This is a genomic window from Pseudomonas palmensis (assembly GCF_017848315.1).
Taxonomy (GTDB): Bacteria; Pseudomonadota; Gammaproteobacteria; order Pseudomonadales; family Pseudomonadaceae; genus Aquipseudomonas; species Aquipseudomonas palmensis.
Window position 1 is genome coordinate 15,190 of sequence record NZ_JAFKEC010000031.1, and the last position, 13,296, is coordinate 28,485.

At 65.8% G+C, this 13,296-nt stretch carries 11 protein-coding genes; 8 read left to right on the forward strand and 3 right to left on the reverse strand.

The features are described 5' to 3' along the window. Nucleotides 1-19: 19 nt before the first annotated feature. On the reverse strand, nucleotides 20-2,026 hold the full coding sequence (locus tag JZZ72_RS16670; protein ID WP_058540282.1) for an alpha-1,4-glucan--maltose-1-phosphate maltosyltransferase: 2,007 nt from the start codon (nucleotides 2,024-2,026) through the stop codon (nucleotides 20-22). Nucleotides 2,027-2,168: 142 nt separating this feature from the next. Here JZZ72_RS16670 and JZZ72_RS16675 point away from each other — a divergent pair, with 142 nt between their 5' ends. Next, a complete protein-coding gene (locus JZZ72_RS16675) occupies nucleotides 2,169-2,324 on the forward strand; it encodes a hypothetical protein (RefSeq protein WP_167400188.1) in 156 nt (51 codons plus the stop codon). A 132-nt stretch (nucleotides 2,325-2,456) separates the two neighbouring features. Here the strand turns inward: JZZ72_RS16675 and JZZ72_RS16680 are convergent, their stop codons facing one another. After that, nucleotides 2,457-4,130 carry an AMP-binding protein gene (locus JZZ72_RS16680; RefSeq protein WP_043863958.1) on the reverse strand — a complete coding sequence of 558 codons (1,674 nt, stop codon included), beginning with the start codon at nucleotides 4,128-4,130 and terminating at the stop codon, nucleotides 2,457-2,459. A gap of 204 nt (nucleotides 4,131-4,334) precedes the next feature. Here JZZ72_RS16680 and JZZ72_RS16685 point away from each other — a divergent pair, with 204 nt between their 5' ends. From JZZ72_RS16685 to JZZ72_RS16700, 4 genes are all read left to right on the forward strand, one after another. Continuing rightward, nucleotides 4,335-5,498, forward strand: coding sequence for an isovaleryl-CoA dehydrogenase (locus JZZ72_RS16685; protein ID WP_043863959.1), 1,164 nt, complete (start codon nucleotides 4,335-4,337; stop codon nucleotides 5,496-5,498). 83 nt (nucleotides 5,499-5,581) lie between these two features. After that, nucleotides 5,582-7,186 (forward strand): carboxyl transferase domain-containing protein, encoded by a 1,605-nt coding sequence (locus JZZ72_RS16690; RefSeq protein WP_210014727.1) that lies wholly within the window; start codon nucleotides 5,582-5,584, stop codon nucleotides 7,184-7,186. Between the two features lie 3 nt (nucleotides 7,187-7,189). Then, nucleotides 7,190-8,008, forward strand: coding sequence for a gamma-carboxygeranoyl-CoA hydratase (locus JZZ72_RS16695; protein WP_043863961.1), 819 nt, complete (start codon nucleotides 7,190-7,192; stop codon nucleotides 8,006-8,008). Then, nucleotides 8,005-9,963 carry an acetyl/propionyl/methylcrotonyl-CoA carboxylase subunit alpha gene (locus tag JZZ72_RS16700; protein ID WP_058540283.1) on the forward strand — a complete coding sequence of 653 codons (1,959 nt, stop codon included), beginning with the start codon at nucleotides 8,005-8,007 and terminating at the stop codon, nucleotides 9,961-9,963. Before JZZ72_RS16695 ends, JZZ72_RS16700 begins: the two co-directional genes overlap by 4 nt. Before the next feature lie 72 nt (nucleotides 9,964-10,035). On the opposite strand, the gene JZZ72_RS16705 is transcribed toward JZZ72_RS16700, so the two are convergent. Further along, complete coding sequence (locus JZZ72_RS16705) at nucleotides 10,036-10,653, reverse strand: LexA family protein (RefSeq protein ID WP_063611980.1); 618 nt, start codon at nucleotides 10,651-10,653, stop codon at nucleotides 10,036-10,038. Nucleotides 10,654-10,785: 132 nt separating this feature from the next. Here JZZ72_RS16705 and JZZ72_RS16710 point away from each other — a divergent pair, with 132 nt between their 5' ends. From JZZ72_RS16710 to JZZ72_RS16720, 3 genes are all read left to right on the forward strand, one after another. Further along, the gene (locus JZZ72_RS16710) at nucleotides 10,786-11,118 is read left to right on the forward strand and encodes a DUF6124 family protein (RefSeq protein ID WP_054914395.1); all 333 of its coding nucleotides are present in this window, start codon (nucleotides 10,786-10,788) and stop codon (nucleotides 11,116-11,118) included. A gap of 434 nt (nucleotides 11,119-11,552) precedes the next feature. After that, a complete protein-coding gene (locus JZZ72_RS16715; RefSeq protein WP_043863965.1) occupies nucleotides 11,553-12,065 on the forward strand; it encodes a DUF4880 domain-containing protein in 513 nt (170 codons plus the stop codon). Between the two features lie 48 nt (nucleotides 12,066-12,113). Beyond that, complete coding sequence (locus tag JZZ72_RS16720; protein WP_210014728.1) at nucleotides 12,114-13,262, forward strand: M14 family metallopeptidase; 1,149 nt, start codon at nucleotides 12,114-12,116, stop codon at nucleotides 13,260-13,262. Nucleotides 13,263-13,296: the final 34 nt, after the last annotated feature.

The window sequence follows — 13,296 nt, forward strand, 5'->3', positions numbered from 1 at the left end:
CCTTCTGGTTGGCGGGGGGCTAGCGGGCCGGGGTGATGCGCCAGATGCCGAACGGCTGGTGCCAGGGTTCGATGCGCATCCACTGGGTCTTGCCGTACCAGCTCCAGCGATGGCCGCTCATCAGGTCTTCGCCGAAGGTTTCGGCGTCGTCCTCCAGGCCCAGCTCCCACAGCGGCAACTCGAAGTGCGCCTCCTGGGCGTTGTGCGGGTCGAGGCTGACGGCCACCAGGATCAGGCTGCCGCTGGCCGGATCGCCCTTGGCGAAGTACAGGATGTTGTCGTTCCAGGCGTTGTAGAAGCGGATGCCCAGGTGGGTCTGCAGGGCCGGGTGCTGGCGGCGGATGCGGTTGAGCTGGGCGATCTCGGCAATGATGTTGCCGGGCTGGGTGTAGTCGCGCGGGCGGATCTCGTACTTCTCCGAGTCCAGGTATTCCTCCTTGCCCGGTATCGCCGCCGCCTCGCACAGCTCGAACCCCGAATACATGCCCCACAGGCCCGAGCCCATGGTGGCCAGCGCTGCGCGAATCAGAAAGCCCGGGCGGCCGGAGTCGTGCAGGAAGAACGGGTTGATGTCCGGCGTGTTGACGAAGAAGTTGGGGCGGTAGCAGTACGACCACGGCGGCTGGTTGAGTTCGCTGAAGTACTGTTGCAGCTCGGCCTTGGTGTTGCGCCAGGTGAAGTAGGTATAGCTCTGCGAATAGCCGACCTTGCCCAGGCGCGCCATCATCGCCGGCTTGGTGAAGGCCTCGGCGAGGAAGATCACCTGCGGGTGCTGGCTGCGCACGTTGGCGATCAGCCACTCCCAGAACGGCAGCGGCTTGGTGTGCGGGTTGTCCACGCGAAACTGGGTCACGCCCTCCTGCACCCAGCCCAGCACCACGTCGCGCAGGGCCAGCCACAGGGCGGGCACCGCGTCGGCGGCATAGAAGTCGACGTTGACGATGTCCTGGTATTTTTTCGGCGGGTTCTCGGCATAGCGGATGGTGCCGTCGGGGCGCCAGCTGAACCAGCCCGGGTGCTCGGTGAGCCAGGGGTGGTCCTGGGAGCACTGGATGGCGAAGTCCAGGGCGATTTCCAGACCATGCTCGGCGGCGGCGGCCACCAGCCGGCGGAAGTCTTCGCGGCTGCCCAGCTGCGGGTGGATGGCCTCGTGCCCGCCGTCGGCGCTGCCGATGGCGTAGGGGCTGCCGGGGTCGTCGGGGCCGGCCTGCAAGGCATTGTTGCGGCCCTTGCGGTGCTGGGTGCCGATGGGGTGGATGGGCGGGAAGTAGAGCACGTCAAAGCCCATGTCGCGGATCATCGGCAGGCGCTGATGCACGTCGTTGAAGGTGCCGTGGCGGGCCGGGTCGTCGGTGACCGAACGCGGGAACAGCTCGTACCAGCTGGCAAAGCGTGCGCGCTCGCGCTCCACCTCAAGGGGGAACTCGGCGCTGCGGCTGAGGTAGGCACGGTGGTCGGCGCGGCCCATCAGGGCGCGGGTGTCGCCGTGCAGCAGCAGCTCGACGCCGGCCTGGGCAGGCAGGCTGGCCAGTTGCAGGGCCACCGCCTCCAGTTGCGCACGCAGCGGCTCGCTGCTGCGCTCGGCGCTCTGCATCAGATGGCGGCGGCCCTCCTCCAGCTCCAGGCCTACGTCGACGCCGGCGGCGAATTTCTTCTCCAGCTCGTAGCAGTAGCTGGCGTACTGGTCGATCCAGGCCTCGATCATGAACAGGTGGCGGCCCACCTCGCTGACCGTGAAGCGCCCCTCCCAGCTGTCGTTGCCCAGCAGCGTCATGGGCACTTCGTGCCAGTTGGGGTGCTGCAGGCGGCGCCAGCTCAGGCGCACGGCCAGCACGTCGTGGCCGTCGGCGAAGACCTTGCTGGTAACGGTGACCTGTTCGCCCACGGTACCCTTGACCGCGTGCTGGCCGGCGTCGAGCACAGGTTCGGTGTTCTCGATCACTATGCGCGGCAGCAGCAGCGCCCTGGCCAGGGTCAGGGTGTGCTCGCTGGTTTCATCGGTGCTGAAAGGCTCATCGCGGGTCATCGAACATCGCTCCGTTACGCTGTGACGGTAAGGTTCAGAGCAATGGCAGGCGTGGGGGTTCAATAAAAAATGAGCGATGCGGCGCGGCCACGGTCGAAGAATGGGTCAGCCTTTGAACAGCCCTTTATGTGAGGTTCGGCCCATGAATATTCCTATTCCTGCTGAAACGCCCGATCCGAATATCGATGACCCCAATCTGCCACCACCGGTGCCCGAGAAGGAGCCCGAGCCGCCCAAGGAGCAGGAGCCCGTGGGCGACCCGCCCAGTGAAGAGCCGCCGGTGAAGGTGCAAGCGTAGACCGGGATCTGGCAGTTGCACTGCGGTGTGCCCATCGCGGGTCAAGCCCGCTCCCACAGGAGTGCGGTGGTTTACAGAAATGCGCGATACCTGTGGGAGCGGGCTTGACCCGCGATGGCTGAAACGCCGAGCTCAACGGTTGCACAACTCCTCGATGCTGATCTCGCGCATGCGAAACTTCTGGATCTTGCCGGTCACCGTCATCGGAAACTCCTCGACGAAACGAAAATGTCGCGGCGTCTTGAAGTGCGCGATGCGGCTCTTGCACCAGGCCTGCAGCTCCCCATCGGTGGCGCTGTGCCCAGGGTGCAGCTTGATCCACGCCACGATCTCCTCGCCGTAACGCTCATCCGGAATGCCGATCACCTGCACGTCCGCCACCGACGGGTGGGTAAAGAAGAACTCCTCCAGCTCGCGCGGGTAGATGTTCTCGCCACCACGAATGATCATGTCCTTGTTGCGCCCGGCAATGCACACGTAGCCCTGCTCGTCCATGCTCGCCAGGTCGCCAGTGTGCATCCAGCCCGCCGGGTCGATCGCCTCGCTGGTGGCCGCCGGGTTGCCCCAGTAGCCCAGCATCACGCTGTAGCCGCGGGTGCACAGCTCGCCGATGGTGCCACGCGGCACGATGCAGCCGTGTTCGTCGACGATCTTGCTCTCCAGCTGCGGCTGGGTGCGCCCCACCGTGGTCACGCGCAGCTCCAGCTCGTCGTCCGGGCCGGTCTGCAGCGACACCGGGCTGGTCTCGGTCATGCCGTAGGCGATCTGCACCTCGCCCATGTGCAACTGGTCGATCACCCGACGCATCACTTCGATCGGGCAGGTAGCACCGGCCATGATGCCGGTGCGCAGGCTGCTCAGGTCGTAGTCGCCGCGCCGCGGCTGGTCGAGCAGCGCGATGAACATGGTCGGCACCCCGTACAGCACGGTGGCGCGCTCGCGGGCCACGCCTTCGAGGGTCAGCAGCGGGTCGAAGGCGTCGTTGGGGTAGATCATGGTGGTGCCGTGGGTGATGCAGCCCAGGTTGCCCATGACCATGCCGAAGCAGTGGTACAGCGGCACCGGGATCACCATGCGGTCATGCTCGGTCAGGCCCAGGCTCTCGCCGACCATGTAGCCGTTGTTGAGGATGTTGTAGTGGCTCAGGGTCGCGCCCTTGGGGAAGCCCGTGGTGCCGGAGGTGTACTGGATGTTCACCGGCTGGTCGAACTGCAGGCTCTGCTGGCGCTGCTGGTACTCGGCCGGGGCGACCTGCTCGGCCATGCCGGCCAGCGCCGCCCACGGCAGGAAGCCGCCCGGCGGCGCGTCGTCGAGGCTGATCAGCCCGCGCAGGTCGGGCAAGCGCTCGCCATTGAGCTGGCCTGGCGCCTGGTGCGCCAGCTCCGGCAGCAGTTCGCCGAGCATGGCATGGTAGTCGGAGGTCTTGAAGGTGCCGGCGCAGATCAGCCACTGGCAGGCAGACTGGCGCAGCACGTATTCCAGTTCGCTGGTGCGGTAGGCCGGGTTGATGTTGACCAGGATCACGCCGATTTTGGCGGTGGCGAACTGGGCGATGCACCACTGCGCGCAGTTGGGCGCCCAGATACCCAGGCGGTCGCCGGTCTTCAGGCCCAGCGCCATCAGGGCGCGGGCATGCAGGTCGATGCTGTCGGCCAGTTCGCGCCAGCTGTAGCGCAGTTGCTGGTGGCGTACCACCAGTGCCTCGCGCTCGGCAAAGCGCGCCACGGTGTTGTCCAGGGCCTGGCCGATGGTCATGGCCAGCAGCGGTTTGTCCTGGCGACCCTGGGTGTAGCTCGGTTGATTCATGACGACCCCGTATTGTGATTGTTGTGGGTGCTGATTCACGCGAGACCTAATGTGGCGCAAATTAACGTTAACGTAAAGGTCATGGGGAGATTGACAGTGTTCGGTGCGGGGTTTACGTTAACGTAAAGGTGACAGATCGCAGCGCCTTGATCGCGGGTCAACCACCACGCCACTCAAAGAACAATCGACAAGAAAGGTGCCAGCATGCGTTATCCGACCCTGAACTTCGCCCTGGGCGAAACCATCGACATGCTCCGCGACCAGGTGCAGGCGTTCGTCGCAGCCGAGCTGGCCCCGCGTGCGGCGCAGATCGACCAGGACAACCTGTTCCCCGCCGACATGTGGCGCAAGTTCGGCGACATGGGCCTGCTGGGCATCACCGTCAGCGAAGAATACGGCGGCGCGGGCCTGGGCTACCTGGCCCACGTGGTGGCCATGGAAGAAATCAGCCGCGGCTCGGCCTCGGTCGCGCTCTCCTACGGCGCCCACTCCAACCTCTGCGTCAACCAGATCAACCGCAACGGCACCGCCGAACAGAAAGCCAAGTACCTGCCCAAGCTGATCAGCGGCGAGCACATCGGCGCCCTGGCCATGAGCGAGCCCAACGCCGGCTCCGACGTGGTGTCGATGAAACTGCGTGCCGAACAGCGCGGCGACCGCTTCGTGCTCAACGGCAGCAAGACCTGGATCACCAACGGCCCCGACGCCAACACCTACGTGATCTACGCCAAGACCGACCTGGAAAAGGGCCCCCACGGCATCACCGCGTTCATCGTCGAGCGCGACTGGGCCGGCTTCAGCCGCAGCAACAAGTTCGACAAGCTGGGCATGCGCGGTTCCAACACCTGCGAGCTGTTCTTCGACAACGTCGAGGTGCCCCAGGAGAACATCCTCGGCCAGCTCAACGGTGGCGTGAAGGTGCTGATGAGCGGCCTGGACTACGAGCGTGTGGTGCTCTCCGGCGGCCCTACCGGGATCATGCAGGCGTGCATGGACCTGGTGGTGCCCTACATCCACGACCGCAAGCAGTTCGGCCAGAGCATCGGCGAGTTCCAACTGATCCAGGGCAAGATCGCCGACATGTACACCCAGCTCAATGCCAGCCGCGCCTACCTGTATGCCGTGGCCCAGGCCTGCGATCGCGCCGAGACCACCCGCAAGGACGCCGCCGGGGTGATCCTCTACACCGCCGAGCGCGCCACCCAGATGGCCCTCGAGGCAATCCAGATTCTGGGCGGCAACGGCTACATCAACGAGTTCCCCGCAGGCCGCCTGCTGCGCGACGCCAAGCTGTACGAGATCGGCGCCGGCACCAGCGAGATCCGGCGCATGCTGATCGGTCGCGAGCTGTTCAACGAGACGCGCTGAGGCGCTCAGCGGCAACGCCGCCATAACGCAGACCCACTCTTGCAGCTTGGAGCTTGCCGCTTGAAGCTGCGCCAGGAGCCACGATGATTCTGAAGTCTCAGTTGAACCCCCGCGCGCCCGAATTCGCGCTCAACAGCGCGGCCATGCTCGAACAGGTGCAAGGCCTGCGTGACCTGCTCGCCAGCGTGCACCAGGGCGGCGGGCCCAAGGCCCAGGAGCGCCACACCTCACGCGGCAAGTTGCTGCCGCGCGACCGCATCGACCGCCTGCTCGACCCCGGTTCGCCGTTTCTGGAGATCGGCCAGCTGGCCGCCCACGAGGTGTACGGCGAAGACGTGCCTGCCGCCGGCGTGATCGCCGGCATCGGCTGCATCGAGGGTGTGGAATGCATGATCGTGGCCAACGACGCCACCGTCAAAGGCGGCTCGTACTACCCGCTGACCGTCAAGAAGCACCTGCGCGCCCAGACCATCGCCCAGCAGAACCGCCTGCCCTGCGTGTACCTGGTGGACTCCGGCGGCGCCAACCTGCCGCGCCAGGACGAGGTGTTCCCCGACCGCGAGCACTTCGGCCGCATCTTCTTCAACCAGGCCACCATGAGCGCCCAGGGCATACCGCAGATCGCCGTGGTGATGGGCTCGTGCACCGCCGGCGGTGCCTACGTGCCGGCCATGGCCGACGAGGCGATCATGGTGCGCCAGCAGGCCACCATCTTCCTGGCCGGCCCGCCGCTGGTCAAAGCCGCCACCGGCGAGGTGGTCAGCGCCGAAGACCTGGGCGGTGCCGACGTGCACTGCAAGGTCAGCGGCGTGGCCGACCACTATGCCGACAACGACGAACACGCCCTGGCCATCGCCCGGCGCTGCGTGGCCAACCTCAACTGGCGCAAGCTGGGCCAGCTGCAGGTGCGCACCCCGATCGCCCCGCTGTACGCAGCCGACGAGCTGTACGGCGTGGTGCCGGCCGATGCCAAGCAGCCGTTCGATGTGCGCGAGGTGATCGCGCGCCTGGTGGACGGCTCGCTGTTCGACGAGTTCAAGGCGCTGTTCGGTACCACGCTGGTGTGCGGCTTTGCCCACCTGCACGGCTACCCGGTGGCGATTCTGGCCAACAACGGCATCCTGTTCGCCGAGGCCGCGCAGAAAGGCGCGCACTTCATCGAGCTGGCCTGCCAGCGCGGCATCCCGCTGCTGTTCCTGCAGAACATCACCGGCTTCATGGTGGGCCAGAAGTACGAGGCCGGCGGCATCGCCAAGCATGGCGCCAAGCTGGTGACCGCAGTGGCCTGCGCCCAGGTGCCCAAGTTCACCGTGATCATCGGCGGCAGCTTCGGTGCCGGCAACTATGGCATGTGCGGGCGTGCCTACGACCCGCGCTTTCTGTGGATGTGGCCCAACGCGCGCATCGGCGTGATGGGCGCCGAACAGGCCGCAGGCGTGCTGGCCCAGGTCAAGCGCGAACAGAGCGAGCGCAGCGGCCAGGTTTTCAGCCCGCAGGACGAGGCGCAGCTCAAGCAGCCGATCCTGGACCAGTACGAACACCAGGGCCACCCCTACTATTCCAGTGCAAGGCTGTGGGACGACGGCGTCATCGACCCTGCGCAAACCCGCGAGATTCTCGGCCTGGCCCTCTCGGCAGCCCTCAATGCCCCGATCGAACCGAGCCGTTTCGGCATTTTCCGGATGTGACCGATGAGCGACTTCTCTACCCTTGAACTGATTCGCGACCCGCGCGGCTTCGCCACCCTGTGGCTGAGCCGCGAGGCCAAGAACAACGCCTTCAACGCGCAGATGATCCGCGAACTGATCATCGCCATCGACCAGATCGGCAACGACGCCAGCCTGCGCTTCATGGTGCTGCGCGGGCGCGGCCGGCACTTCAGTGCCGGCGCCGACCTTGCCTGGATGCAGCAGTCGGCGCAGCTGGACTACAACACCAACCTGGACGACGCCCGCGAGCTGGCCGAGCTGATGTACAACCTGGCGCGGCTCAAGGTGCCGACCCTGGCGGTGGTCCAGGGCGCAGCCTTCGGCGGTGCCGTGGGGCTGATCAGTTGCTGCGACATGGCCATCGGTGCCGACGACGCGCAGCTGTGCCTGTCTGAAGTGCGCATCGGCCTGGCGCCGGCGGTGATCAGCCCGTTCGTGGTGCAGGCCATGGGCGAGCGCGCCACCCGCCGCTATGCCCTGACCGCCGAACGCTTCAGCGGCGAGCGGGCCCGCGAACTGGGCCTGCTGGCCGAAACCTGCCCGGCCGCGCAGCTGGATGCCGAGGTCGAGCGCTGGGTCGACAACCTGCTGCTCAACAGCCCGCAGGCCATGTGCGCCAGCAAGGAGCTGCTGCGCGAAGTGGGCAATGGTGAGCTCACCCCTGCCCTGCGCCGCTACTGTGAAGGCGCCATTGCGCGTATCCGCGTGAGCGCCGAAGGCCAGGAGGGCCTGCGCGCCTTCCTCGAAAAACGCACGCCAGCCTGGCAAACCCCCGCTTCGGACAAGGAGCCACGCCCATGAGCCGCCCTCTGCTGACCACCCTGCTGGTCGCCAACCGTGGCGAGATCGCCTGCCGCGTGATGCGCACCGCCAAGGCCATGGGCCTGACCACCGTGGCCGTGCACAGCGCCATCGACCGCGATGCGCGGCACAGCCGCGAAGCGGATATCCGGGTTGACCTGGGTGGCGCCAAGGCGGCCGAGAGCTACCTGGACATCCCCAGGCTGATTGCCGCGGCCAAGGCCAGCGGCGCCCAGGCGATACACCCGGGCTATGGCTTTCTGTCTGAGAACGCAGGCTTTGCCCGGGCCATCGAAGAGGCCGGGCTGATCTTCCTCGGCCCGCCGGCCAGTGCCATCGACGCAATGGGCAGCAAGTCGGCGGCCAAGGCGCTGATGGAAGTGGCCGGGGTACCGCTGGTGCCTGGCTACCACGGCGAAGCCCAGGACCTGGAGACCTTCCGCGCGGCCGCCCAGCGCATCGGCTACCCCGTACTGCTCAAGGCCACCGCCGGTGGCGGTGGCAAGGGCATGAAGGTGGTCGAGCAGGAAAGCCAGCTGGGTGAAGCCCTGGCCTCGGCCCAGCGTGAAGCGCTGTCGTCGTTCGGCGATGCACGCATGCTGGTCGAAAAGTACGTGCTCAAGCCGCGTCACGTCGAAATCCAGGTGTTCGCCGACCAGCATGGCAACTGCCTGTACCTGAACGAGCGTGACTGCTCGATCCAGCGTCGTCACCAGAAGGTGGTCGAGGAAGCCCCGGCCCCCGGCCTGAGCCCGGCGCAGCGCCAGGCCATGGGCGAGGCGGCGGTACGTGCGGCCCAGGCCATCGGCTATGTGGGCGCAGGCACGGTCGAGTTCCTGCTCGATGCCCGTGGCGAATTCTTCTTCATGGAAATGAACACCCGCCTGCAGGTGGAGCACCCGGTGACCGAGGCGATCACCGGCCTGGACCTGGTGGCCTGGCAGATCCGCGTGGCGTGCGGCGAGGCGCTGCCGCTGACGCAGGATCAGGTGCCGCTGCACGGGCATGCCATCGAGGTACGCCTGTACGCCGAGGATCCGGCCAACGACTTTCTGCCGGCCACCGGGCACCTGGCGCTGTACCGCGAGTCGGCGCCGGGCGAAGGGCGCCGGGTCGACAGCGGCGTGTGCGAAGGTGACAGCATCTCGCCGTTCTACGACCCGATGCTGGGCAAGCTGATTGCCTGGGGCGAGAACCGGGAGCAGGCACGCCTGCGCCTGCTGGCGATGCTCGACAGCTTCGCCATTGGCGGCCTGAAGACCAACATCGCCTTCCTGCGCCGCATCCTGGCCCACCGCGCCTTCGCCGAGGCCGAACTGGATACCGGGTTCATCCCGCGCTATCAGGATCAACTGCTGCCCGCGCCCGTCGCGTTGCCGACAGCGTTCTGGCAGGCTGCCGGGCAGGCCTTCCAGCAATCGCGCCCCGCCTGCGTGCGCGCTGATGACCGGCACTCGCCGTGGGCAGCCGCCACCGGTTTCAGGCCGGGCGTACCGGCGCAGACCGCCCTGCACCTGCGCTGCAATGGCGAAGACCGGGCACTGAGCCTGAACCCCGGGTCGGTGTCCGCGCGCATGGACGGCGAGCACCTGGTGATCGAGCACGAAGGCGTGCGGCGCAGGCACCTGGCCGTGCGCCGTGGGCAAACGCTGTATCTGGAGTGGGATGGCGAGCTGCACGGGGTAAGCGCTTTCGACCCGATTGCCGAGGCGGACGCCGGCCATGCGCACCAGGGCGGCATGAGTGCGCCCATGAACGGCAGCATCGTGCGGGTACTGGTGGAGGTCGGTCAGGCGGTCGAGGCCGGCACGCAACTGGTGGTGCTGGAGGCCATGAAGATGGAGCACAGCATCCGCGCACCCCAGGCGGGGACGATCAAGGCGCTGTATTGCCAGGAAGGCGAGATGGTCAGCGAAGGGGCCGCGCTGGTGGAGCTGGAGGTTCAGGAAGGCTGACGGCGCTGCACCTGCACAGGGTTTTGTGGGCGCCACGAAACCCTGTGTGGGCCGGCTTGCCAGCGACGCTTTTCAGCCCAGCCGGATAGACGCCTGCACCACCACACCGAGCACCTCGGTGCCCTCCTCCCACGTCAGTTTGGGCCAGGTGGGATTGAGCGGCTGCAAGTACCGCTGACCACCCTCCTCGACCAGCTGGCGAAACACCGCGACAGGATTGCCGGGCAGGCGCGCGATCACCAGCGCGCCGATCTCGGCAATTCGACCGCTGTCCACCAGCACCATCATGCCCGCCGGCACGCTCAGGCCCATGGGCGAATTCATCGCGTCACCTTCCACCGTCAGCCAGTAGCACGGGCCATCGGCCAGGTGGTCGCTGAGCACGGTCGGCGCGCCTTCGACAGGCTCGGCCAGGTGCTCCCAGTCCGACAGCGGGTAGCGGAATGCACCCAGCGCCGGTGTGGCATACACCCCGGACGGCTCCGCGACGGCGTCGTCGCAGACCACGCCCATGCGCCCCATGCCCAGTATCCGCAGGATTTCGTCGATGGTGGCCAGCGGTGGGTTGTTCCTTCCCCGAATCCAATGGCCAACGCCACCTTGGGTCACCCCGAGGCGTTCGGCCAGTTTCTCCTGCGTGAGGCCCAGCTCGCGCATTCTGGCTTTCGCCAGTTCATTCCATTTTTTCATCGCTGGCACGATACGGACTGACAGCAGCGACTCAATACATAATCTGTAGTATTTAAGCGATGGAATACAATACAACATGTACTTAGGATTGAAGGGTAATCTTTTCCTACTCACCACAAGGAAGGCAGCCCCATGACCCCACCCCCTTTCAACGACCTGGACAGCGAAGCGGCACGCCGCGCACTGGACTATTACCTCAACCCTACCCCATCTACGGTCAGCCACACGGACGACCAGCTGTTCATCGCCCGCCAGGACCTCTCGGCCGAAGCGGCCACCGAACACGCCTCGAGCATGCTGCGCTGCGCCGCAGCCAGCGCCTACGAGTCGGCCGACAACCTCAAGGGCAACTCACGGGACATGGCCTTCTCGGTGATGCACATGATCAACATGGCCAGGGCGCTGCTGGACCGCAGCCTCGCGGAACAGGCCAGGCGGCAGGAGCTTCAATCAAGGGAGGGATGATGGGCAACGGGAACGGCGGTGGGGCAGGCCGTGGTTCAACGACCAGGCACAGCGATGCGGAATTTTTTGCTGGATAACAGAAAATTCATTTGACTTGAAAATGAGAACGATTATTATTGCAAACAACTGGTCGCGAGACTGGTTGGATAACTGAAAGCCCTTAGGTCGGACTCTCAGATTATCTCCTCATCAGGCTAATCACGGTTTTTGACCCGGCTTTTTGCCGGGTCTTTTTTTTGGCTCTTCAGGCTAATGAAGGCGGGTGGTGCTTGAATGGCAGCGATGATAGCAAATGTATGTCTCGATATGTAACCCCGAGACAAACCTTTGCCGATTCAGCACTTGAGAATCAATCTCATGTAGATTAAGCTGTCGCAGCGTCAGGGAAGACGCCCCCTTCTCTTCAGTCGTTTCTTTCTGCAAGGAGCTCGTACATGACCCGTCTGTTGCTGCCCCTTGAACACCATCACGATAGCGCCGACCTCGGCGAAGATGCCCTGCTCGTGCGCCTGAAAAAGCTGCCACGCCGGGTACAGCAGGTGTTCCTGCTCAATCGCCTCGATCAACTGTCGTTCGCCGCCATCGCCCAGCGCCTGGACATCGGCGCACCGACCGTGGAACGGCACATGGGCCAGGTGCTGCAGGCCGCCCTGCCGGTGCGCAGCGCCTCCAGCACTGCGGCGGCGCAATGGTATGTGCGCCTGCAGAGCCCGGACATCACCGCCAGCGAGCGCATCGACTTTCGCCGCTGGCTGGATGCCGCCCCCGAACACCTGCATGCGTTCCATGCCACCGAATTGCGCTGGCGCAACCTGCTGGCACCGGCCCGGCAACTGGGCGATGGGCACTGGTATCGCCAGGCCTGGGCCGGTGTTTCGCTGGGAGGCTGCTCGGTGGCGCTCGGCCTGGGGTTGGCAGCGGCGCTGGCGATCGGTTTCTGGTCGTGATCCAGGGGTGTAGAGTGGTTGGCACAACAACTCTACCGGAGCCTGGCCATGACCGTGACGCTGTCCCCCGTTAGCATCGATTGCGCATTCGATGCCGGCAACATCCTGCTCGTCGATGCCGGCAACCCGTCCCGGATTCACCTGAACATCCGCCCCGACACCCACAGCGGGCATTTCCAGTGGTTTCACTTCAAGGCCAGCGGGCTGACGCCCGGGCATACCCACGCCTTCAGCCTGGACAACGCCAGCCAGTCGTCCTATAGCGCCGCATGGGAGGGCTACCAGGCGGTAGCGTCCTACGACCAGCAGAACTGGTTTCGCGTGCCGACCCGCTACGACGGCAAGGCCCTGCACTTCAGCCTTGAGCCCCGCGAAACACAGGCCTGGTTCGCCTATTTCGAGCCCTACCCGCGCGCGCGGCACAATCAGCTGATCGAACGCGCCAGCGCCTTGCCGGGCGTCGAACTGCTGGCCACCGGGCGCAGCGTCGAAGGGCGCGATATCCCGTTGCTGCGGGCGGGCGACGGGGGCGCGGGCAAGCGCAAGCTGTGGATCATCGCCCAGCAGCACCCCGGCGAGCACATGGCCGAGTGGTTCATGGAGGGCGTGATTGACCGCATACAGGGTAACGATGCCACCGTGCAGGCCCTGCTGGCGGTCGCCGACCTGTACCTGATCCCCAACATGAACCCGGACGGTGCCGCTGCCGGGCACCTGCGCACCAATGCCAGGGGCAAGGACCTCAACCGCGCCTGGCAGGATGCGAACATCGAACACACCCCTGAGGTGCTGTTCGCCCAGCAGCAGATGAAGCTGTATGGCGTGGACCTGTTCCTGGATGCCCATGGCGATGAGGAAATACCCCATGTGTTCACGGCCGGGTGCGAAGGCAACCCGGGCTACACGGATCGGATCGCGGCACTGGAGGAGCGTTTTCGCAGCACCCTGTGCAGCGTGACCCGGGACTTCCAGACCACCCACGGCTACCCGCGCAGCAAGCCTGGGCAGGCCAACATGACCCTGGCATGCAATGCGGTGGGCCAGGCGCATGACTGCCTGTCGCTGACCCTGGAGATGCCGTTCAAGGACCACGACGACGCGCCCGATGCGGTGACCGGCTGGTCGGGTGAACGCTCCAAGGCGCTGGGTAGCGCAGTGATCGACACCTTGGCGAAGCTGGTCGCAGAGCTGCGCTAGGGCTGACGCACCGCCGCCCCGCAGCGCTCCCCAT

Bases quoted from the DNA above. Each gene is read 5' to 3' on its own strand.
- JZZ72_RS16685 (WP_043863959.1), top strand. From the start codon at position 4,335: ATGCGTTATCCGACCCTGAACTTCGCCCTGGGCGAAACCATCGACATG.
- JZZ72_RS16690 (WP_210014727.1), top strand. From the start codon at position 5,582: ATGATTCTGAAGTCTCAGTTGAACCCCCGCGCGCCCGAATTCGCGCTC.
- JZZ72_RS16670 (WP_058540282.1), bottom strand. From the start codon at position 2,026: ATGACCCGCGATGAGCCTTTCAGCACCGATGAAACCAGCGAGCACACC.
- JZZ72_RS16715 (WP_043863965.1), top strand. From the start codon at position 11,553: ATGACCCGTCTGTTGCTGCCCCTTGAACACCATCACGATAGCGCCGAC.
- JZZ72_RS16710 (WP_054914395.1), top strand. From the start codon at position 10,786: ATGACCCCACCCCCTTTCAACGACCTGGACAGCGAAGCGGCACGCCGC.
- JZZ72_RS16695 (WP_043863961.1), top strand. From the start codon at position 7,190: ATGAGCGACTTCTCTACCCTTGAACTGATTCGCGACCCGCGCGGCTTC.
- JZZ72_RS16680 (WP_043863958.1), bottom strand. From the start codon at position 4,130: ATGAATCAACCGAGCTACACCCAGGGTCGCCAGGACAAACCGCTGCTG.
- JZZ72_RS16705 (WP_063611980.1), bottom strand. From the start codon at position 10,653: ATGAAAAAATGGAATGAACTGGCGAAAGCCAGAATGCGCGAGCTGGGC.
- JZZ72_RS16720 (WP_210014728.1), top strand. From the start codon at position 12,114: ATGACCGTGACGCTGTCCCCCGTTAGCATCGATTGCGCATTCGATGCC.
- JZZ72_RS16675 (WP_167400188.1), top strand. From the start codon at position 2,169: ATGAATATTCCTATTCCTGCTGAAACGCCCGATCCGAATATCGATGAC.
- JZZ72_RS16700 (WP_058540283.1), top strand. From the start codon at position 8,005: ATGAGCCGCCCTCTGCTGACCACCCTGCTGGTCGCCAACCGTGGCGAG.